This is a genomic window from Streptomyces sp. HUAS TT7 (assembly GCF_051550175.1).
Classification (GTDB): domain Bacteria; phylum Actinomycetota; class Actinomycetes; order Streptomycetales; family Streptomycetaceae; genus Streptomyces.
On the sequence record NZ_CP196175.1, the window covers coordinates 4,395,684 to 4,416,300 of the forward strand.

The 20,617-nt window shown below is 71.6% G+C and carries 20 protein-coding genes; 12 read left to right on the forward strand and 8 right to left on the reverse strand.

What is annotated here, in order from left to right; translation table 11 throughout:
- Positions 1 to 202 precede the first annotated feature (202 nt).
- The 3 genes from ACSHXC_RS19870 to ACSHXC_RS19880 all read left to right on the forward strand — a co-directional run bounded on the left by ACSHXC_RS19870 (position 203) and on the right by ACSHXC_RS19880 (position 3,223).
- On the forward strand, positions 203 to 1,669 hold the full coding sequence (locus ACSHXC_RS19870; RefSeq protein WP_438292823.1) for a DUF2252 domain-containing protein: 1,467 nt from the start codon (positions 203 to 205) through the stop codon (positions 1,667 to 1,669).
- A gap of 247 nt (positions 1,670 to 1,916) precedes the next feature.
- Complete coding sequence (locus ACSHXC_RS19875) at positions 1,917 to 2,834, forward strand: hypothetical protein (protein ID WP_438292824.1); 918 nt, start codon at positions 1,917 to 1,919, stop codon at positions 2,832 to 2,834.
- 44 nt (positions 2,835 to 2,878) lie between these two features.
- A complete protein-coding gene (locus ACSHXC_RS19880) occupies positions 2,879 to 3,223 on the forward strand; it encodes a rhodanese-like domain-containing protein (protein WP_438292825.1) in 345 nt (114 codons plus the stop codon).
- 114 nt (positions 3,224 to 3,337) lie between these two features.
- Here ACSHXC_RS19880 and ACSHXC_RS19885 read toward each other — a convergent pair whose 3' ends face one another.
- From ACSHXC_RS19885 to paaA, 6 genes are all read right to left on the reverse strand, one after another.
- Entirely contained in the window at positions 3,338 to 4,480 is a 1,143-nt protein-coding gene (locus ACSHXC_RS19885; protein ID WP_438296705.1) for an acyl-CoA dehydrogenase family protein, read from the reverse strand.
- Positions 4,481 to 4,761: 281 nt separating this feature from the next.
- Positions 4,762 to 5,814 (reverse strand): 2Fe-2S iron-sulfur cluster-binding protein, encoded by a 1,053-nt coding sequence (locus ACSHXC_RS19890; RefSeq protein ID WP_438292826.1) that lies wholly within the window; start codon positions 5,812 to 5,814, stop codon positions 4,762 to 4,764.
- Positions 5,815 to 6,318, reverse strand: coding sequence for a 1,2-phenylacetyl-CoA epoxidase subunit PaaD (paaD, locus tag ACSHXC_RS19895; protein ID WP_438292827.1), 504 nt, complete (start codon positions 6,316 to 6,318; stop codon positions 5,815 to 5,817).
- Complete coding sequence (gene paaC, locus ACSHXC_RS19900) at positions 6,312 to 7,031, reverse strand: 1,2-phenylacetyl-CoA epoxidase subunit PaaC (protein ID WP_438292828.1); 720 nt, start codon at positions 7,029 to 7,031, stop codon at positions 6,312 to 6,314. Before paaC ends, paaD begins: the two co-directional genes overlap by 7 nt.
- Positions 7,028 to 7,315 (reverse strand): 1,2-phenylacetyl-CoA epoxidase subunit PaaB, encoded by a 288-nt coding sequence (gene paaB / locus ACSHXC_RS19905; RefSeq protein WP_053729227.1) that lies wholly within the window; start codon positions 7,313 to 7,315, stop codon positions 7,028 to 7,030. Before paaB ends, paaC begins: the two co-directional genes overlap by 4 nt.
- Positions 7,312 to 8,361, reverse strand: a complete 1,050-nt coding sequence (gene paaA / locus ACSHXC_RS19910) for a 1,2-phenylacetyl-CoA epoxidase subunit PaaA (RefSeq protein WP_438292829.1) — start codon at positions 8,359 to 8,361, stop codon at positions 7,312 to 7,314. Before paaA ends, paaB begins: the two co-directional genes overlap by 4 nt.
- Before the next feature lie 501 nt (positions 8,362 to 8,862).
- On the opposite strand from paaA, the gene ACSHXC_RS19915 reads away from it, so the two are divergent.
- From ACSHXC_RS19915 to ACSHXC_RS19925, 3 genes are all read left to right on the forward strand, one after another.
- Positions 8,863 to 9,552: a DUF5819 family protein gene (locus ACSHXC_RS19915; protein ID WP_438292830.1), complete on the forward strand. Its 690-nt coding sequence runs from the start codon at positions 8,863 to 8,865 to the stop codon at positions 9,550 to 9,552.
- Between the two features lie 182 nt (positions 9,553 to 9,734).
- A complete protein-coding gene (locus ACSHXC_RS19920; RefSeq protein WP_438296707.1) occupies positions 9,735 to 10,883 on the forward strand; it encodes an HTTM domain-containing protein in 1,149 nt (382 codons plus the stop codon).
- Positions 10,880 to 11,581, forward strand: coding sequence for a TrmH family RNA methyltransferase (locus ACSHXC_RS19925; protein ID WP_438292831.1), 702 nt, complete (start codon positions 10,880 to 10,882; stop codon positions 11,579 to 11,581). Before ACSHXC_RS19920 ends, ACSHXC_RS19925 begins: the two co-directional genes overlap by 4 nt.
- 26 nt (positions 11,582 to 11,607) lie before the next feature.
- Here the strand turns inward: ACSHXC_RS19925 and paaN are convergent, their stop codons facing one another.
- On the reverse strand, positions 11,608 to 13,272 hold the full coding sequence (gene paaN, locus ACSHXC_RS19930; RefSeq protein ID WP_438292832.1) for a phenylacetic acid degradation protein PaaN: 1,665 nt from the start codon (positions 13,270 to 13,272) through the stop codon (positions 11,608 to 11,610).
- A gap of 200 nt (positions 13,273 to 13,472) precedes the next feature.
- On the opposite strand from paaN, the gene ACSHXC_RS19935 reads away from it, so the two are divergent.
- Genes ACSHXC_RS19935 through ACSHXC_RS19945 form a run of 3 tightly spaced genes read left to right on the forward strand, consistent with a single transcriptional unit; the run spans position 13,473 to position 16,478 of the window.
- Positions 13,473 to 15,026: a 3-hydroxyacyl-CoA dehydrogenase gene (locus ACSHXC_RS19935; RefSeq protein ID WP_438292833.1), complete on the forward strand. Its 1,554-nt coding sequence runs from the start codon at positions 13,473 to 13,475 to the stop codon at positions 15,024 to 15,026.
- The gene (locus ACSHXC_RS19940) at positions 15,023 to 15,616 is read left to right on the forward strand and encodes a TetR/AcrR family transcriptional regulator (RefSeq protein WP_438292834.1); all 594 of its coding nucleotides are present in this window, start codon (positions 15,023 to 15,025) and stop codon (positions 15,614 to 15,616) included. Before ACSHXC_RS19935 ends, ACSHXC_RS19940 begins: the two co-directional genes overlap by 4 nt.
- A 49-nt stretch (positions 15,617 to 15,665) precedes the next feature.
- Entirely contained in the window at positions 15,666 to 16,478 is an 813-nt protein-coding gene (locus ACSHXC_RS19945) for an alpha/beta hydrolase family protein (RefSeq protein WP_438292835.1), read from the forward strand.
- 27 nt (positions 16,479 to 16,505) lie between these two features.
- Here ACSHXC_RS19945 and ACSHXC_RS19950 read toward each other — a convergent pair whose 3' ends face one another.
- Positions 16,506 to 16,994: an Lrp/AsnC family transcriptional regulator gene (locus ACSHXC_RS19950; RefSeq protein ID WP_438292836.1), complete on the reverse strand. Its 489-nt coding sequence runs from the start codon at positions 16,992 to 16,994 to the stop codon at positions 16,506 to 16,508.
- A 181-nt stretch (positions 16,995 to 17,175) separates the two neighbouring features.
- On the opposite strand from ACSHXC_RS19950, the gene pdhA reads away from it, so the two are divergent.
- The 3 genes from pdhA to ACSHXC_RS19965 are packed head-to-tail and all read left to right on the forward strand — an operon-like array spanning position 17,176 to position 20,590.
- Positions 17,176 to 18,300 (forward strand): pyruvate dehydrogenase (acetyl-transferring) E1 component subunit alpha, encoded by a 1,125-nt coding sequence (pdhA, locus tag ACSHXC_RS19955; RefSeq protein ID WP_438292837.1) that lies wholly within the window; start codon positions 17,176 to 17,178, stop codon positions 18,298 to 18,300.
- Positions 18,300 to 19,307 (forward strand): alpha-ketoacid dehydrogenase subunit beta, encoded by a 1,008-nt coding sequence (locus ACSHXC_RS19960; RefSeq protein ID WP_438292838.1) that lies wholly within the window; start codon positions 18,300 to 18,302, stop codon positions 19,305 to 19,307. Before pdhA ends, ACSHXC_RS19960 begins: the two co-directional genes overlap by 1 nt.
- On the forward strand, positions 19,307 to 20,590 hold the full coding sequence (locus ACSHXC_RS19965; protein WP_438292839.1) for a dihydrolipoamide acetyltransferase family protein: 1,284 nt from the start codon (positions 19,307 to 19,309) through the stop codon (positions 20,588 to 20,590). Before ACSHXC_RS19960 ends, ACSHXC_RS19965 begins: the two co-directional genes overlap by 1 nt.
- Positions 20,591 to 20,617: the final 27 nt, after the last annotated feature.

The following is a 20,617-nucleotide window of genomic DNA, read 5'->3' on the forward strand; positions in this document are numbered from 1 at the left end:
GGACGTGCGGCCGTCAAGAGGAGTGCTGGTGAGCTCCTGTACCGAGGCGGTCGATGCAAGCGGAGTCCGGGCATCCGCAGAGTTGTCCACAGGGGGAGACGGGCTCTCGCCAGCGCCTGTACCGTCAGGAGCAGTTGAGCTCTTGACGGTGTACGAGAGCGCTGCACAAGGACGTTGTACGAGACGGGGGAGGCGGCACGCCATGGGCGAGGTCGACATGGTGGGTCCGGCACAGCGGGCCGGGGTGGAGGACGGGCGGGGCCGGATCCCCGAGGTCCCCGGATTCGCCCGGCGCCCGCAGGCACCGGGAACCGGAAAACGACGGGCGCAGGGATCGCTGAAGGCCGAGGGGAAGGCGCTGCGGGACCGGTTCCCGCGCGCCTCGCACGACTCGCTGGTGCTCTCCGCCGACCGGCCGGACGCCGTCCGCGCCGTGGAGGAATCCAATGCGGGCCGGGTGCCCGAGCTCACGCCGATACGTGTGGGCCGCATGGCCGCCAGCCCCTTCGCGTTCCTGCGCGGCTCGGCCGGGCTGATGGCACACGACCTGGTCGGCACGCCCGTCACCGGTGTGGGCGCGCAGATATGCGGCGATGCGCACGCGGCCAACTTCGGCCTGTACGGCGACGCACGCGGCAGCCTCGTCATCGACCTGAACGACTTCGACGAGACCGTGACCGGCCCTTGGGAATGGGACGTCAAACGGCTGGCTGCCTCGCTGGTCCTGGCGGGCCGGGAGGCCGGCGCCGACGAGGCCACCTGCCGGGCAGCTGCGTTCGACGCGGTCGGGGCCTACCGACGCACCATGCGCCTGCTCGCCAAACTGCCGGTCCTCGACGCGTGGAACGCGATAGCCGACGAGGAACTCGTCTCCCACGCCGACGCCCACGACCTGCTCGGCACCCTGGAACGAGTCTCCGAAAAGGCCCGCAACAACACCAGCGCGCGCTTCGCCACCAAGGCGACCGAGCAGGGCGAAGACGGCAGTCGGCACTTCGTCGACGCACTGCCGGTGCTGCGCCGCGTGACCGACGCCGAGGCGGCAACGGTCGCCGCCTCGCTGGAGCAGTACCTGGGCACCCTGTCCGAGGACCGGCTGCCGCTGCTCGCCCGGTACGCGATCCACGACGTGGCCTTCCGGGTGGTCGGCACGGGGAGCGTCGGAACACGGTCGTATGTGGTGCTGCTGCTCGACCACCGGGGCGAGCCGCTCGTGCTCCAGGTCAAGGAGGCCAGGCCTTCGGCGCTGCTGCCGCATCTGGCGGAAGTGGGGTTCAAGACGCCCGACGTCGGGCACGAAGGGCGCCGCGTGGTGCTCGGGCAGAAGCGGATGCAGGTGGTCAGCGACATCCTGCTCGGCTGGACGACCGTGGATGAACGGCCTTTCCAAGTACGGCAGTTCAGGAACCGCAAGGGCAGTGTGGACCCCGCCGCGCTCGCCGCCGACCAACTCGACGACTACGGGCGCATGACGGGCGCGCTGCTCGCCCGGGCGCATGCGCACAGCGTCGACCCGCGGCTCATAGCCGGGTACTGCGGAAAGAACGAGGAGCTCGACGAAGCGGTGGCCGCCTTCGCGGTGACCTACGCCGACCGCACGGAGGCCGACCACGCGGTGCTGACCGCAGCCGTACGGGCCGGGCGGATCGCGGCAGAGCTGGGGGTCTGAGCGGGGGGCGGATGCTGGGCTGCTGAGGAGGCGGCTGGAGGTCTGTACCGGGCCAGGCCTGTGCGGGCGTGGGGCCGGGGCGCCTGGGCTGAGTCCGTGGCGGGCTTCTCGGGCCGTGCCGGGCTGTGGCCGGGTCGGGGCATGCGCTGAGGCGTGAGTGGGGGCTGGGCGGGCTGGGGGTGGGGAGGGTGGGGGTCGGGGGGAGGGGGAGGGCCCCCGCCCCCCGACCCGCCCGTACGCTGGAGCGGTGACGGACGAAGCTGCCGGCGGTACGACTGCCCGGAACGAGGACCCGCTGACCACCCCGGCTTCGGGGGGCGAGCCGGGCACGCCGTTGGGTGAGGGCGCCGGGGGTGGTACGGCGCAGGCGAGCCCGCCGGGCGGCGGGGGTGAGCGGCCCGAGGCTCGGCTTGAGCGGGCGGTGCGGGCGGCCGAGCAGGCGCTGATCGAGTTCGAGATCGCGGTGGAGACCTTCCGGGTCGAGGTGGAGAACTTTTCCCGGCTGCACCATCAGAAGCTCGGCCCGATGTATGCCCGGCTCGATGAGCTGGATGCGCAGATCGCCGAGGCCAGGGCCGTACAGAGCGGTGATCCCGAGGATCTGCGCAGGGCGCAGGAGGCGCGGGCGGCGGTCATGCCCATGCCGGGGGTCGACGAGCTGTTCCACGACTGGATGGACTCCGACGGCCTCTCCCCCGAGGCCGCCTCGATGCTCACCGGCCAGCCGGTGCGGCCGCCCAAGCGGGTCCGGCCGAGCGAGGAGGTGCGCAGGCTGTATCGGGAGCTGGCCCGCAAGGCGCACCCGGATCTGGCGCAGGACGAGGCGGAGCGGGAGCGGCGGGACGAGTTCATCGCCCGGGTCAATGCCGCGTACGGACGTGGTGACGAGGCGCTGCTGCGGGAGCTGGCCGAGGAATGGGCGGCGGGTCCGGTGCCGGCCGAGGTGCGGCCCAGCGAGAGCGAGGAACTGTACGCGCGTCTTGAGTGGCTGAGCCGGCGCAAGGAGTTGCTCGCGCTGCTGGCCCGGGAGCTGGAGGACAGCGCGATCGGTTCGATGCTGCGGATGGCGCCGGACGATCCGGACCGGCTCCTTGAGGAGATCGCCGAGCAGTTGCTGGCCGAGGTGGCCGGTCGTGAGGCTGAGCTCGCGAAGCTGGTGCAGTAGCGTTCGGGGGACCTGCCGGGTTCGTACGAGAGAAGGCATGACCCATGAATTTCGCCCAGCTGCCCTCGGTGGATGTCGCTGAGGTGCCGGCCGACGCCCTGGTGCTCGATGTCCGGAAGGACGACGAGTGGGCGGCGGGGCATGCCGAGGGCGCGCTGCATGTGCCGATGAGTGACTTCGTGGCCCGCTTCGGCGAGGTGACCGAGGCGGTCGCGGACGGGCGCCGGGCATATGTGGTGTGCCGGGTCGGCGGACGGTCGGCGCAGGTCACGCAGTATCTGGTGCAGCAGGGGATCGACGCGGTGAACGTTGACGGCGGCATGCAGGTGTGGGAGGCCTCCGGCCGCGAGGTCGTCGACAACCAGGGCGCGCCGGGCACGGTCATCTAGCCCGCAGCCCGCAGCCCGCAGCCCGCAGCCCGCAGCCCGCAGCCCGCAGCCCGCAGCCCGCAGCCCGCAGCCCGCAGCCCGCAGCCCGCAGCCTCCGGGACGCAGTTGGTCTGGTTATGCGCTCTGGCTGAGCGGGTGCGCGGCGAGGAGGTCGCCGAGGGCTTCCTCATGGGCGGCGGCCGGGCCGAGCGCGAGTTCCAGTTGCTTGGCCCAGGCGTGGTAGCGGTGCAGCGCGTAGTCGGTGTCGGCGCCGAAGCCGCCGTGCAGGTGCTGGGCGGTCTGCACGACGCGGCGTACGCCTTCGGAGGCCCAGATCTTGGCGACCGAGACGTCTCCGGCGACGGGCAGTGCGCTCTGGGCGCCGGTGCTGATGCGCCAGGCCGCCTGCCATAGGGTCGCTTCCATGGCGCGCAGGTCGATGTAGCGGTCGGCGGCTTGGACGGCGACGGCCTGGAATGTGGCGACCGGATGCCCGAACTGCTCGCGTTTTCCGGTGTATTGGCTGGTCATGGTGAGGACGGCTTCGCCGAGGCCCAGGGCCAGGGCGCAGGTTCCGGTGGCGAGCAGGTTGCGCAGCCATTCCCAGGCGCCGTCCGCGTCGATGACCGCGGATGCGTCGATGCGTACGGCTTCGAGGTGGAGCTCGGCGAAGCGTTCGCCGGTGGTGGAGATCTGCTCGGCGAGGGTGACGCCGGTGTGAGCGCGGGGGACCAGTGCCAGTACGGTGCGGCCGTCGGTGCTGTGGGCGGGTACGGCGATGCGGTCGCAGGTCTGGGCCCAGGGCACGCCGGTCTGGGCGCCGTCGAGTACCCAGGCGTCGCCGTCTCGGCGGGCGGTGACGGCGAGTTCGGCGCCGTCGTGGCCGGTGCGGCCGTTGGCGGCGACGGTCAGGACGAGTGCGCCCCGGCCGATCGCGGGCAGCAGTTCCCGGCTCAACTCGGCCCGGCCGTACCGCTGTACGGCCATGGCGACCGCGCTGGTCTCCAGGAGCGGCAGCCGGGCGAGGACCTTGGCCGATTCGCGCAGGACCAGGCACAGGGCGATCGGGTCGAGGCCCGCGCCGCCGAACTCGGCGTCCAGGACCAGACCCAGCAGGTCCGACGCGGCGAGCTTTGCCCACAGCGGGCGGTCGAAGTCGTCCGCGACGGCGCCCGCCGTGAGGGCGGGGCTGGGTACCGCGTCGGGTGCGACGCCGGAGAAGACCGCCTTGGCCGCCTCGACGGCTGCCTGCTGTTCCTCGGTGAAGGTGAAGTCCACGGCCTTGTCCTCCCGCACGCCCCGGCTCTGTCCGGACCGGGCGTCGCGAGATGAACCGCGCGCCGCCCGACCCGATCTGACGGATCGTCAAGATAGAACAGGTTCTACGGGATGGGAATGGGCACGCGGCCGACAGGAGGGGAAGGGACGCACCGACCGCCCATGGCCCGGCGCGGGGTTCCTTGAAAGCGCCCAGGGAAATGCCCCAGGGAGAGCCACCTGGGAAACCTCTCGGGCCCGGCTCGCCTTCGGCCCCTCATCCCCGGCGGTCACTCACCACCTCACCGGTCGAAGTCCAGCTCCACCTCCCCCGTCGCGGGGTGCGACTGGCAGGCCAGGACGTAGCCCGCCTCCGTCTCCTCCGGCTCCAGCGCGAAGTTGCGCTCCATCCGTACCTCGCCCTTGACCAGGAACGCCCGGCACGTCCCGCACACCCCGCCCTTGCAGGCGTACGGGGCGTCCGCGCGGGCGCGCAGCACCGTTTCCAGGAGGGACTCGCCCTCCTTCACCGGCCAGTTGCCGGAGCGGCCGTCCAGGGTCGCGGTGAGCGTGGCGTGCGCCGGGGCGGCGGCGGTGGCCAGGGGTGCCGGTGCCGCGTCGACGTGGAAAATTTCCTGGTGGATGCGGTTGCGGTCGACGCCGAGCCCGCGCAGGGCCTGCTCGGCGCCCTGGACCAGGCCGAAGGGGCCGCACAGGAACCAGCTGTCGATGTCCGTCACCGGGAGCAGCGCGGGCAGCAGGCCGGCCAGGCGCTCGCGGTCGAGCCGGCCCGAGGGCAGGCCGGACTGCTGCTCCTCCCGGGACAGCACGGTGACCAGCTGGAACCGTTCGGGGTAGCGGTCCTTCAGGTCGGCCGTCTCCTCGAGGAACATCGTGGAGGCGGCGCTGCGGTCGCTGCGTATCAGGCAGAACCTCGCCTCTGGCTCGCGGGCGAGCAGGGTTGCCGCGATCGACAGGACCGGGGTGATGCCGCTGCCGCCGACGATCGCCGCGAAGTGCCCGGGGCGCGGGTCCAGGACGAAGCGGCCCATCGGCTCCATGACGTCGACGGTGTCGCCGACGGCCAGTTCCTTGAAGGCGTACGTCGAGAAGGTGCCGCCCTCCACCAGGCGGATGCCGACCCGGAGGACCGGCTCGTCCGGTGCCTCGACTGCGGGCGCGCAGATCGAGTAGGTACGGCGGATCTCCTCACCTCCCACGCTGCGGCGCAGGGCGAGATGCTGGCCGGGGAGGTGCCGGTAGGCCTCGCGGAGCTCGGGCGGCACGGCGAAGGTGACGGCCACCGAGTCGTCCGTGAGCTGCTCGACCTCGCTGACCCGGAGCGGATGGAACATCTACAACTCCTTGAAGTGGTCGAACGGTTCACGGCACGACATGCAGCGGCGCAGCGCCTTGCACGCGGTGGAGGAGAAGCGGCTGAGCAGCTCGGTGTCGGTGGATCCGCAGTGCGGGCAGCGCACCGACAGGGTGAGCGCGACCGGGCCCTCGGCGGTGTGCGGGCGCGGCGGAGCTATGCCGAACTCGGCGAGCTTGCGGCGGCCTTCCGCGCTGATGTCGTCGGTCGACCAGGCGGGGGACAGCACCCGTACGACCGAGACGTGCGGTATTCCGTGGTCGTGGAGGACGCGCTCGATGTCCGAGGACATGGCTTCCACGGCGGGGCAGCCGGTGTAGGTGGGGGTGAGCTCGACGCGTACCCGGCCCGGCGCTTCGACGTGCACATCGCGCAGCACGCCGAGCTCTTCGAGGGTGAGGACGGGCAGCTCGGGGTCGGGGACGGAGCCGGCGAGGCGGCGCAGCTCGGTCTCCAGGGGGGTGGGAGCGGTGTCGGTCACCATGACGCCCCCGGGTGGCTGCGGTGCAGGTGCTGCATTTCGGCGAGCATCCGCCCGAAGGATTCGGTGTGCAGTCCCTGCCGGCCCGCGCCCGCCGCCCAGGCGCCGGTGCGGGGGCCTTCGGGAACGGTCAGGGTCGCCCGGTCCAGGACCGAGGTCACCGACGTCGTCCACCGTGATTCGAGGTCGGCCCGGTTGAGGTCGAGGCCCGGGACCGGCTGGAACATCTCGCCGGTGAAGCGCCACAGCGCCTCGCAGGCCCGCTGCATCCGGCCGTGGCTCTCCTCGGTGCCGTCGCCGAGCCGCAGGGTCCACTGCTCGGCGTGGTCGCGGTGGTATTCGACCTCCTTGACCGCCTTCGCCGCGAGCGCCGTGAACTCGCCTTCTCCTGCCGCCAGTTCGCCGTACAGCAGGTGCTGGTACGTCGAGAAGTACAGCTGGCGGGCGATGGTGTGGGCGAAATCGCCATTGGGCTGTTCGACGAGCTGGAGGTTGCGGAAGGCCCGCTCTTCGCGGAGGTAGGCCAGCTCGTCCTCGTCGCCGACCTGCGAGAGCAGTACCCGGGCCTGGCCGAGCAGGTCGAGGGCGATGTTCGCCAGGGCGACCTCCTCTTCGAGGACCGGGGCGTGGCCCGCCCACTCCCCCAGCCGGTGCGACAGCACCAGGGCGTCGTCGCCGAGGGCGAGGGCGGCGTCGGCCGAGACGATGGCGGTCACAGGTGCTTCACCCCTTCCGGGATCTCGTAGAACGTCGGGTGGCGGTAGGGCTTGTCGGCGGCCGGGTCGAAGAAGGAGTCCTTCTCGTCCGGCGAGGACGCGCTGATCGCCGCGGACGGCACGACCCAGATCGAGATGCCCTCTGACCTGCGGGTGTACAGGTCCCGGGCGTTGCGCAGCGCCATCTCGGCGTCCGGCGCGTGCAGGCTTCCCGCGTGGGTGTGGGAGAGTCCGCGGCGCGAGCGCACGAACACCTCCCAGAGCGGCCAGTCGTGCGTGCTCATGCCGTTGCCTCTCCGTTCGGGTGCTGCGCCGGGGCGGCGGCGGTCGTCGCCTGCTGGGTCTGCTGGGCGGGCTGTGTCTGCTGCGTCGCCTGCTGTTTCGTGGCGTAGGCGGCGGCCGCGTCCCGTACCCAGGCGCCTTCTTCGTGGGCCCGGCGGCGCTGGGTGATCCGCTGTTCGTTGCAGGGGCCGTTGCCCTTGAGGACCTCCCAGAACTCCGTCCAGTCGATCTCGCCGAAGTCGTGGTGGCCGCGCTCCTCGTTCCAGCGCAGTTCGGGGTCGGGCAGGGTGAGGCCGAGGCCTTCGGCCTGGCCGACCGCTATGTCCACGAAGCGCTGGCGCAGCTCGTCGTTGGAGTGCCGCTTGATCTTCCAGGTCATCGACTGTGCGGAGTGCGCCGACTCGTCGTCGGGCGGGCCGAACATCATCAGCGAGGGCCACCACCAGCGGTTCACCGCGTCCTGCGCCATCGCGTGCTGTTCGGGCGTCCCCTTGGACAGGGTGAGCAGCAGCTCGTATCCCTGGCGCTGGTGGAAGGACTCCTCCTTGCAGATGCGGACCATCGCCCGGGCGTACGGGCCGTAGGAGCAGCGGCACAGGGGGACCTGGTTGGTGATCGCCGCGCCGTCCACCAGCCAGCCGATCGCGCCGACGTCGGCCCAGGTCAGGGTGGGGTAGTTGAAGATCGACGAGTACTTCTGGCGGCCCGAGTGGAGTTTGTCGAGGAGCTCGTCGCGGCCGGTGCCGAGCGTTTCGGCCGCGCTGTAGAGATAGAGGCCGTGGCCCGCTTCGTCCTGAACCTTGGCCATCAGGATGGCTTTGCGGCGCAAGGACGGGGCGCGTGTGATCCAGTTCGCCTCCGGCTGCATGCCGATGATCTCGGAATGGGCGTGCTGCGCCATCTGGCGGACCAGCGAGGAGCGGTACGCCTCGGGCATCCAGTCGCGTGGCTCGATCCGCTCGTCCGCGGCGACGGCCGCGTCGAACACCGCCAGGTACGAGGCGTCCGTCCCTGCGGCTGCCGTGGCTGTCGCGGTCACTCCGGTCATTCCGGCCCCCTGCCGAGCTGCTGTGCGGCCGTCCACCAACCGACCGATCGTTCGGTTCAATGACTTCAATGGTGAGTCGGCGGCCCGTAGGGTGTCAACCCTGTGGATAACTCAGTGGGTGCCGATCGGGGCGGGATGGATTCGTACAAGGACGGGACCGGAGCCGGGGGCAAGGCCGACGGAGCGGGATCTGGGCAGGTCAGAGCCCCTTCGGTCGAGTCCGGCGCCCCTGCTGCGAGCGCTCCGGAATCCTCGGCCGGACGGAGTCCGGCCCGGGAAACCGCCGCTGCTTCAGGCCCGGGTGATGACGCCGTTTTCGATTCTTCGGCGGCTCCGGACCGAAATTCCGCCACGCGGGCGACAGCGGATCCGGCCCGGGACTCCGCCCCGCACCTGGATCCCGTTGCCGTCCCGGACCCCGTTTCCAGCCCCACAGGCGGCTCCGGTCCCACCGCCGTCCCTGGTCCCGCCGACTCCGGCCGCGCCGACGAACCCGGGCCCATGGGCCCCGGCGGCGGGGACGCGGCCTCCCGCGGGATCGCCGGGCTGCCCTTCCGGTTCCAGGTCGTGGCCGCCCTCGCGCTCGCGGTGATCGGCGTGATCGCCTGTGTCCAGATCGGGATGGTCTTCCTGCACGTCGCACCGTCCAACACGGTCAGCAAGGAGTACGGGAAGGCCGTCGACGACTGGATCTATCCCGAGTTCGAGCAGAACTGGAAGCTCTTCGCGCCCAATCCGCTGCAGCAGAACATCAATGTCCAGGCGCGCGCCGAGATCAAGATGCCGGGCGGCACGGTCAAGACCACCGACTGGATCGACTTCTCGGCCCAGGACGGTGCCGCGATCCAGCACAACCCGCTGCCCAGCCACACCGAGCAGAACGAATTGCGCCGCGGCTGGGACTTCTTCGTCGGTTCGCACACCGACGACAACAAGCCGAACGGCCTGCGCGGTGAGCTCTCCGAGCAGTACCTGCGCCGCATCGTGATGCTCCGGCTCGGCGCGCACCGCGACGGCGGCACCGTCGACCGGATCCAGGTCAGGTCCATGACCACATCCGTCAAGGGCCCCTCGTGGAGCGACGAGAAGACCGACACCCGGCCGTCCTACCGGGAGGTGCCGTGGTGGACGGTGACCCCGGCCGACCTGCCCGGGGGCGTCGGTGACGCACGTACGGAGGCGAAGCGGTGAGCACGTACGACCACGACGGCCCGGCCGCCCGCCCGGCGGAAAGCCCCGCCGCCCGCACGGCGAACGGCCGGCATCCCGGGGCAGCGGCCGACGCCCTGCCGGAAGCCCCCAAGGCCTCCGACAGGACCTCCGAAGCCCCCCGCGCGACCGAGGCCGCAGCCGAGACCCGGGCCGCGCGCGCCGTGCGCCTCGTCTCGGCCGCGGCCCTCGGCCCGTACCAGAGCGCGGTCGTCCGGATCGGGTTCTCCGCGACCTGGCTGTTCTTCCTGCTGCGCGAACTGCCCAACCGCCGCGAGCTGTACGGCCCCGACGGCCCCTGGAGCTGGGACCTCGGCAACCGTCTGGTCTCCGGCAACCACGCGTTCACCGCGTTGCTGTGGACCGACAGCACGGTCTGGTTCGAGATCGTGTACGCGCTGGCCATCGTGTCCAGTGCGCTCCTGATGCTGGGCTGGCGCACGCGCACCATGTCCGTCGTCTTCATGATCGGTGTGCTCTCTCTGCAGAATCGGTCCGTCTTCATGGGGGACGGTGGTGACAACGTCATCCACCTGATGGCGATCTATCTGGTCTTCACGCGGTGTGCGCAGGTCTGGTCCCTCGACGCGCGGCGCGCCGCGCGCGGGGTGCGCCAGGACCGGGTCGGCCCGGTGCTGTGGGCGGTGTGCGGCCTCGGGCTGCTCGTCGGCACCTGGCGCACGTCCGGGTCCGGTGTCTTCGGCGGCGGCGAGTGGTGGCTGTGGGTCGTGTTCTGGGGCATGTGGGCCGTGCAGGGGCTGTGGTGGGCGGTGGGCAGGTTCGCCGACGGCGACTCACGGGCGCTGCTCGACGTCCTCGGCAACCTTGCCCACAACGCGGCCATGGTCGTGATCATGGCGGAGGTCTGCCTGGTCTACGCGACCGCCGGCTGGTACAAGATCCAGGGCAGCCGCTGGCAGGACGGGACCGCGCTGTTCTACCCGCTGAAGCTCGACTACTTCTCGCCGTGGCCCGAACTCTCCTCCCTGCTGGGCACGAGCGGGGTGATCGTGATGCTGCTCACTTATGGAACGGTCATGGTCCAAGTGGCGTTCCCGTTCACGCTGTTCAATCGGCGGGTCAAGAACGTGCTGCTCGTGGCGATGATGCTGGAGCACGCCGGGATCGCCGTCCTGCTCGGACTGCCGTTCTTCTCGCTGGCGATGATCGCCGCGGACGCCGTGTTCCTGCCGACGTCCTTCCTGCGCAGGGTGGGCGCGTACGCGGGCCGGCTGCGGCCGGGCGCGCGCCTTCCCGAGCAGCGCCGGGAGCGGGCGGAGCAGGCCGAGCGGGCACGTACGCTCGTGGGGTGAGCAGCACCGAACAGCCGGCCCCGGCCGAGGACGCCCCGGCCGGCGACCCCATTCAGGGCGACCCCATCCAGTACGACGAAGGCTTCGGCCCGGCCGAGGTCGGCGTGGGCCCGCACCCGCGGCCCTGGCCCGAGGGCGACCGGTACGACCCGGAGCTGCTCGCGCACGGCGACCGGCGCAATGTCGTCGACGCCTACCGGTACTGGACGCGCGAGGCGATCGTCGCCGACCTCGACACCCGGCGGCACGACTTCCATGTGGCCGTCGAGAACTGGGGCCACGACTTCAACATCGGCTCCGTGGTGCGGACCGCGAACGCGTTCCTGGCCAAGGAGATCCACATCGTCGGGCGGCGCCGCTGGAACCGGCGCGGGGCCATGGTCACCGACCGCTACCAGCACGTCCGCCACCACCCGGACACCGAGTCGCTGACCGCGTGGGCCCTCGCGGAGGGCGTGCCGATCATCGGCATCGACAATCTGCCCGGCGCGGTGCCGCTGGAGCGGACCGAGCTGCCGCGCCGGTGTGTGCTGCTCTTCGGCCAGGAGGGCCCGGGGCTCACCGAAGAGGCCCGTAAGCACGCCCATATGGTGTGCTCCATCGCGCAGTTCGGCTCCACGCGCTCCATCAACGCGGGGGCCGCGGCGGCCATCGCGATGCACTCCTGGGTGCAGAGGCACGCCGTCGTTCCCGACTGACGAGCCTCCGCTCCCGAAGGCCGTGCTCAGGCCTGCCTGCGGACTTCCACCACGCGGAACCGGTTGGCCACGAACGCCCCGTCGCACAGGGCCGCGTTGGCCGCCGGGTTGCCGCCCGAACCGTGGAAGTCGGAGAAGGCGGCCGTCTGGTTGACGTACACCCCGCCCGTCAGGTTCAGCGACAGCTGGGCCGACTCGTCCAGGCAGACGTCCTCCACCGCGCGCTCCACCTCCGGGGAGGTGGTGTACGCGCCGACCGTCATCGCACCCTTGTCGCGGACCGTGCGGCGCAGCAGCTCGACCGCGTCCGCCGTGGAGTCGACGGCGACGGCGAAGGAGACCGGGCCGAAGCACTCCGAGAGGTAGACGGCCTCCGCGTCCGGCTTGGCGCCGTCCAGCTTGACGATCACCGGGGTGCGGACCACCGCGTCCGGGAACTCGGGGTTGGCCACCTCCCTTGAGGGCAGGGCGACTTCGCCGAGTCCGGGGGCGGCGTCCAGGCGGGTCTTCACGTCCGGGTTGACCAGGGCGCCGAGCAGCGCGTTGGCCCGGGCGTCGTCGCCGAGGAGGCCGCCGACGGCGCCCGCGAGGTCGCCGACGACCTCGTCGTACGACTTCTTGCCCGCGTCCGTGGTGATGCCGTCGCGGGGGATCAGCAGGTTCTGCGGGGTGGTGCACATCTGGCCGCTGTACAGGGACAGCGAGAAGGACAGGTTGGCGAGCATGCCCTTGTAGTTGTCGGTGGAGTCGATGACCACCGTGTTGACGCCGGCCTTCTCCGTGTAGACCTGCGCCTGGCGGGCGTTGGCCTCCAGCCAGTCGCCGAAGGCGGAGGAGCCCGTGTAGTCGATGATCTTGATCTCGGGGCGGACCGCGAGGGTCTTGGCGATGCCCTCGCCGGGCCGCTCGGCCGCGAGCGCCACCAGGTTGGGGTCGAAGCCCGCCTCGGCGAGCACCTCGCGCGCCACCTTCACCGTCATCGCCAGCGGCAGGACCGCGCGCGGGTGCGGCTTGACCAGGACCGGGTTTCCGGTGGCCAGCGAGGCGAACAGGCCCGGGTAGCCGTTCCACGTCGGGAACGTGTTGCAGCCGATCAGCAGGGCGATGCCGCGCCCGGCCGGCGTGAACGTCTTGGCGAGCTCCAGGGGCTCGCGCTTGCCCTGCGGCTTGGACCAGGCGGCGCTGCCCGCCGGGGTGCGGGTCTGCTCCTGGTAGGCGTACGCGACGGCCTCCAGGCCGCGGTCCTGGGCGTGCGGGCCGCCCGCCTGGAACGCCATCATGAAGGCCTGGCCGCTGGTGTGCATGACCGCGTGCGCGAACTCGTGGGTGCGCGCGCCGATCCGGGCCAGGATCTCGATGCAGACCAGGGCCCGCGTCTCGGGGCCCGCGGCCCGCCAGCCGGCCATGCCGGCCCGCATCGCGGGGAGCAGCACGTCGAGGTCCGGGTGCGGGTACTGGACGCCCAACTCGATGCCGTAGGGCGAGACTTCGGTGCCCGTCCAGTCGTCGGTGCCCGGCTGGTCGAGGTCGAAGCGACGGTTCAGGAGCCCGTCGAAGGCCGCCTTGCCGTCCTCCGCGCCCGTCTCTCCGTAGGCCTTGGGGTGCTCCGGATGCGGCGACCAGTACGCACGCGTGCGGATCGCCTCCAGGGCCCCGTCCAGGGTGGGCCTGTGCTTCTCGGTCAGCTGCATGGCGAGCAACTCCTCGTCGAGTCTTCGAGCTGGGCAGGGAGAGCCGGACACCGTTAGAGTAACCGAACGATCGGTCGGGACAAGAGGGTCCGCGGAAACCTGTGGACAACTACCGGCCACGCCCGCCGCGGCCCCGCTCGTGCGGGCCCGGAAGGGGGCCTGCCGGGCCCGTGGGCAAGCCGTAGGGGAGGATCGTGTTCATGACCGAAACCGCCAGCGCCTCAGCGATCGCGCCGAGCCGTACCGTCGCCGTCGTCGGCACCGGAACCATGGGCCAGGGCATCGCCCAGGTGGCCCTCGTCGCCGGACACCCCGTACGGCTCTACGACGCCGTGCCGGGCCGCGCGCGCGAGGCCGCCGACGCCCTGGCCGGACGACTGGACCGGCTGGTCGAGAAGGGCCGCCTGGACGCCGAAGGGCGCGACGCGGCGCTGGCCCGCCTGTACCCGGCCGAGGAGCTCGCCGAGCTCGCGGACTCCGCGCTCGTCGTCGAGGCCGTCCTGGAACAACTCCCCGTCAAACAGGAGCTGTTCGGCGCTCTGGAGGGCGTGGTCGGTGAGGACTGCCTGCTCGCCACCAACACCTCCTCGCTGTCGGTGACCGCGATCGCGGGGGCGCTGCGCCACCCCGGCCGCTTCGTCGGCCTGCACTTCTTCAACCCGGCGCCGCTGCTCCCGCTGGTCGAGGTCGTCAGCGGCTTCGCCACCGACGAGGCGGCCGCGACCAGGGCGTACGAGACGGCGAAGGCCTGGGGCAAGACGCCGGTGCGCTGCACCGACACCCCCGGCTTCATCGTCAACCGCATCGCCCGCCCCTTCTACGCCGAGGCCTTCGCGGTGTACGAGGAGCGCGGCGCGGACCCGGCCACCATCGACGCCGTGCTGCGCGAGTGCGGCGGGTTCCGGATGGGGCCGTTCGAGCTGACCGACCTCATCGGGCAGGACGTCAACGAGGCGGTGACGCGCTCGGTCTGGGAATCCTTCTTCCAGAGCCCCAAGTTCACGCCGTCCCTGGCCCAGCGCCGCCTGGTCGAGTCCGGCCTGCACGGCCGCAAGAGCGGACGCGGCTGGTACGCGTACGAGACGCCCGGCGCGCCCGGCACGTCCTCAAAGGAGGCCGTGCGTTCAGAGCCGCACACCGCGCCGCCCGCGCAGGCCCCGGCGGCCGTCACCGTCGTCGGTGACCTGGGCCCGGCCCGCGAACTCGTCGCGATGATGACCGAGGCCGGCATCGACGTGAAGACCGTCAACGAGGGCGGTCCCTACATCGAGCTTCCGGGGGATGGACAGCTCGTCCCGGCCGACGGCAAGACGTCCGTCGAATTCGCGGACGTCGTCTACTTCGACCTCGCCCTCGACTACCGGGGCGCCACCCGGATCGCGCTCTCCGCGAGCGAGGACACCTCCGAGCGCGCCGTCACCGAGGCCGTCGGCCTGTTCCAGAAGCTCGGCAAGGAGGTCAGCGTCATCGGCGACGTGCCGGGCATGATCGTGGCCCGTACCGTCGCGATGCTCGTCGACTTCGCCGCCGACGCCGTCGCCAAGGGCGTCGCCTCGCCCGAGGACATCGACACCGCGATGCGGCTCGGCGTCAACTACCCGCTGGGGCCCGTCGAATGGAACCGGCGCCTGGGCCAGGACTGGGCGTACGACCTGCTCTCGGCGCTGCACGAGCGCTGTCCCACCGGCCGTTACGCCCCCTCGCTCGCGCTCTTCCGGCAGGCGTATGCGGGCGACGAGGAGACCGGCTCATGACGACCCCCAAGCGCGACACCTACACGCCCGAGACGCTGCTCACGGTCGCCGTGCGGGTCTTCAACGAGCGTGGCTACGACGGCACTTCGATGGAGCACCTGTCCAAGGCGGCCGGGATCTCCAAGTCGTCGATCTACCACCATGTCGCCGGCAAGGAGGAGCTTCTGCGCCGGGCGGTGAGCCGCGCCATAGACGGCCTCTTCGGCGTCCTGGACGAGCCGGGCGCCCAGCGCGGCCGTTCGATTGAGCGAGTTGAATACGTCACTCGACGTACCGTCGAAGTCCTCATGGCCGAGCTTCCCTACGTCACTCTGCTGTTGCGCGTCCGCGGCAACACCAAGACCGAACGCTGGGCGATGGAGCGCCGCAGGGAGTTCGACCAGCGGGTCTCCGATCTCCTGAAGTCGGCCGTCGCGGACGGCGACCTCCGCGCCGACCTGGACATTCGCCTTGCCACCCGGCTGCTCTTCGGCATGGTCAACTCGCTGGTGGAGTGGTACCGGCCGCAGCGCGAGGGCGAGGCGGACGGCGACCAGGTGGCGGACACCGTGGTCAGGATGGCCTTCGAGGGGTTGCGGACCGGCCATTGAGTCCCGGGCCCGTTGACTGAGGCACCGAAGCGGATCAACATCCACGGTCATGGCTGCCTCGCGAACTCCTGCGCCCTTTGTGTCCGTCTGCGCCATGGTGCTGCTCGTGGGTCTGACGCTGGCCGGGTGCAGTGGTGAGGGCGGCAGAAACGATGCGGCGACCAAGTCGCCGGACGCGAGAGCCGCGGTCAAGAAGGCCGATGCCCAGCCCGCCGCACCGGCGCCGCCCGTCAAGGGCGACGACTTCGGCTGTCTGGCACCCGAGCAGGCCAAGGCGGGCTCGATCGTCTTCAAGAGCGCGACGGGATCGCCCACTGGCGGCTTTCTGACCGGTAGTGGCAATACCGGGATCGTTCTCGCCCACCAGTCGGACGGGAATGTCTGTCAGTGGAAGGACAAGGCCGTCGAGCTCGGCAGGGCGGGCTTCCGCGTGCTCGCGGTCAACAACACGACCGGTGACGCGGCCGACGAGATCGAGGGCGCGGCCACCGTGCTGCGCACCGAGGGCGCCTGGAAGCTGCTCCTCATGGGCGCGTCCAAGGGCGGCACCGCGACCCTGGAGGCGGCCGCCCACATGCCGCTGAAGCCGGACGCGGTGGTCGCGCTGTCCGCCCCCACGACGTACGGGCCGATGGACGCGCTGGCCGCCGCCAAGACCCTTACCGTGCCGGTGCTCTACATGGCCGGCGACCAGGACGGCACGTTCGCCACGGCCGCGCGGGAGCTGAGCGCGGTGAGCACCAAGGCCCCGGAGGACCGGCTGGTCCCCGTCAAGGGATCGGCTTCCCACGGAGTGGCTCTGCTCGCAGCCCCGGACAACTGGGAGACCGTCCTCGCCTTCCTGAAGAAGTACTGCACCTGAGCGGTGAGTACCGCGCGGGCCAGGGCCCTACGAGGGGTCCAGGTCCGTCTCCTCGAACACCAGCAGGGTGCGCGTCGACAGGACCTCCGGGATGGACTGGATCCGGGTCAGGACCAGCTCGCGCAGCGCCCTGTTGTCGGGTGTGTGCACCAGGAGCAGGACGTCGAAATCCCCGCTCACCAGGGCGATGTGGGCGGCTCCGGGCAGTTCCTTGAGCTGTGCGCGGACCGTGCGCCACGAGTTCTGCACGATCTTGAGCGTGATGTACGCGGCCGCGCCCTGGCCCGCCCTCTCGTGGTCCACGCGCGCGGTGAAGCCCTGGATCACGTTGTCCTCGACGAGCCGGTTGATCCGCGCATAGGCGTTGGCGCGCGAGACGTGCACCCGCTCGGCCACGGAGCGTATCGAGGCCCGGCCGTCCGTCTGCAGAATCCGCAGGATGTCGTGGTCGATCTCGTCCAGCGGGCGCGGCGGCACCGGCCGGATCTCGCCGGTGGCCATTTGTTCAGCTGCCATGTCCCACCGCCTTCCTGTTGTGGACGACCTGTTCCCATCCCAGGCTGTGGAGAACCGTTTGTCCACAGGCTGAAGGTGGCTGTAGCCAAAATGCGTCCACGACCGAACAATCGGTAGGTGAGGGGCGTCACACTCACGCCCCTCCCACGGATGTCCGCTCCCCACAAGGAGGTGCATTGGCATGACGGTCCAAGAGCTCCCCGGCGCCGCCGCATACCGGCCGACCCCTCCGCCCGCCTGGAGGCCGCGCACCGACCCCGCGCCGCTCCTCCCGGACCCCGAGCCCCTCCGGGTCCTGGGGACCGGCGCCGAGCTCGACCGTGCGCTGATGCTGAAGCTGTACGCGGAGCTGGTGCGCGGCCGCCGCTTCAACGCGCAGGCCACCGCCCTCACCAAGCAGGGCCGCCTCGCCGTGTACCCGTCCTCGACCGGCCAGGAGGCCTGCGAGGTCGCCGCCGCCCTCGCCCTGGAGGAGCGCGACTGGCTGTTCCCGAGCTACCGCGACACGCTCGCCGCCGTCGCCCGGGGCCTGGACCCCGTACAGGCGCTGACGCTGCTCCGCGGCGACTGGCACACCGGCTACGACCCGCGCGAGCACCGCATCGCGCCGCTGTGCACCCCCCTCGCCACCCAGCTCCCGCACGCGGTGGGCCTCGCCCACGCCGCCCGCCTCAAGGGCGACGACGTCGTGGCGCTCGCCCTGGTCGGCGACGGCGGCACCAGCGAGGGCGACTTCCACGAGGCGCTGAACTTCGCGGCCGTATGGCAGGCCCCGGTTGTCTTCCTGGTCCAGAACAACGGCTTCGCGATCTCCGTGCCGCTCGCCAAGCAGACCGCCGCTCCCTCCCTGGCCCACAAGGCCGTCGGGTACGGAATGCCGGGCCGCCTGGTCGACGGCAATGACGCGCCCGCCGTGCACCAGGTGCTGTCCGAGGCCGTCGCCCGGGCCCGGCGCGGCGGCGGCCCCACCCTGATCGAGGCCGTCACGTACCGGATGGAGGCGCACACCAATGCCGACGACGCGACGCGTTACCGGGGCTCCGCCGAGGTCGACGCCTGGCGCGACCACGACCCGATCCGGCTCCTGGAGGGCGAGCTGACCGCCCGCGGCATCCTCGACGAGGACGGCATACGCACCGCCGCCGAGACCGCCGAGACCATGGCCGCGGCGCTGCGCGACCGGATGAACGCCGACCCGGTCCTGGACCCCATGGACCTCTTCGCCGAGGTCTACGCCGAGAAGAACGGCCAACTGCGCGAGCAGGCCGCCCAGTTGCGCGCCGAGCTGGAAGCCGAGGCCCGCTGATGGCCACCGCCACCGACAAGAAGCCCGCCACCATGGCGCAGGCCCTGCAGCGCGCGATGCGCGACGCCATGGCCGAGGACCCCACCGTGCACGTCCTCGGCGAGGACGTCGGCACCCTGGGCGGCGTGTTCCGGGTCACCGACGGGCTCGCCAAGGAGTTCGGCGAGGACCGCTGCACCGACACCCCGCTCGCCGAGGCCGGCATCCTCGGCACGGCCGTCGGCATGGCGATGTACGGGCTGCGGCCGGTCGTCGAGATGCAGTTCGACGCCTTCGCCTACCCCGCGTTCGAGCAGCTCATCAGCCATGTCGCCAAGATGCGCAACCGCACCCGCGGCGCCATGGCGATGCCCCTGGTGGTGCGCGTGCCCTACGGCGGCGGCATCGGCGGCGTCGAGCACCACAGCGATTCCAGCGAGGCCTACTACATGGCGACGCCCGGCCTCCAGGTCGTCACCCCGGCCACCGTGGAGGACGCGTACGGCCTGCTCAGGGCCGCCATCGCAGCCGACGACCCGGTCGTCTTCCTGGAGCCCAAGCGGCTGTACTGGTCGAAGTCCGACTGGTCGCCCGAGGCCCCGGCAGCCGTGGAACCCATCGGCAAGGCCGTCGTGCGGCGCGCCGGGCGCAGCGCCACGCTCATCACCTACGGGCCGTCCGTGCCGGTGTGCATGGAGGCGGCCGAGGCAGCCCGCGAGGAGGGCTGGGACCTCGAAGTCGTCGACCTGCGCTCCCTGGTGCCGTTCGACGACGAGACGGTGTGCGCGTCGGTGCGCCGCACCGGGCGTGCCGTGGTCGTCCACGAGTCGGCGGGATTCGGCGGCCCCGGCGGGGAGATCGCCGCGCGCATCACCGAGCGCTGCTTCCACCACCTGGAGGCGCCCGTGCTGCGGGTCGCCGGCTTCGACATCCCCTACCCGCCGCCGATGCTGGAGAAGCACCATCTGCCGGGTGTGGACCGGGTCCTTGACGCGGTGGCGCGGCTGCAGTGGGAGGCGGAGCACTGATGGCGAAGGTGCTTGAGTTCAAGCTGCCCGACCTCGGCGAGGGGCTCACCGAGGCGGAGATCGTGCGCTGGCTCGTCGCGGTCGGCGACGTGGTGGCCGTGGACCAGCCGGTGGTCGAGGTGGAGACGGCCAAGGCGATGGTCGAGGTGCCCTGCCCGTACGGTGGCGTGGTCACCGCCCGCTTCGGCGAGGAGGGCACCGAACTGCCGGTCGGCGCGCCCCTGTTGACGGTCGCCGTCGGCTCTGCGCAGGAGGAGGACGCCGTCGAGGAGGCGGAGTCCTCCGAGTACTCGGGCAACGTCCTGGTCGGCTACGGGACGGCCGCGGCCACCACCCGCCGCCGCTCCCGTGTGCGGCCCATGACTCCGGCCACTGTCCCGGCCGCGCCGCCCGCCCCGGTCGAGGCGGCCGGACCCGTGCCGGTCATCTCCCCGCTGGTGCGCAGGCTGGCCCGTGAACACGGCCTCGATCTGCGGGAGTTGCGGGGAAGCGGGCCCCAGGGCCTGATCCTGCGTGCCGATGTGGAGTCGGCGATGCGGACACCGGCGGCGGCTCCCGCGCCCGTCGCGCCCGCGACCCCGTCTCCCGCCCCGGCCGGTGAGCGCATCGCCCTGAAGGGCATCCGGGGCGCGGTCGCCGACAAGCTCAGCCGCAGCCGTACCGAAATCCCCGACGCCACCTGCTGGGTGGACGCCGACGCCACCGAGCTGATGGCGGCCCGCGCCGCCATGAACGCCGCGGGCGGCCCCAAGGTGTCCGTCCTCGCGCTGCTCGCCCGGATCTGCACGGCGGCCCTCGCCCGCTTCCCCGAGCTCAACTCGACGGTCGACATGGCGGCCCGCGAGATCGTGCGGCTGCCCGAGGTGCACCTGGGCTTCGCGGCCCAGACCGAGCGCGGCCTGGTCGTCCCGGTCGTCCGCGACGCGCACACCCGCAACGTGGACTCGCTCGGCGCGGAGCTCGCCCGGCTCACCGAGGCGGCCCGCACGGGCACGCTGACCCCGGCCCAGCTCACCGGCGGCACCTTCACCCTCAACAACTACGGGGTGTTCGGCGTCGACGGCTCCACGCCGATCATCAACCACCCCGAGGCGGCGATGCTGGGCGTGGGCCGCATCATCCCCAAGCCGTGGGTGTACGAGGGCGAGCTCGCGGTGCGCCACGTGGTCCAGCTGTCCCTCACCTTCGACCACCGGGTGTGCGACGGCGGCACCGCGGGCGGCTTCCTGCGCTACGTCGCGGACTGCGTGGAGCACCCGGCGGTGCTGCTGCGCACGCTGTGACGAACGGCCCCGCGAACTCGGGACGTT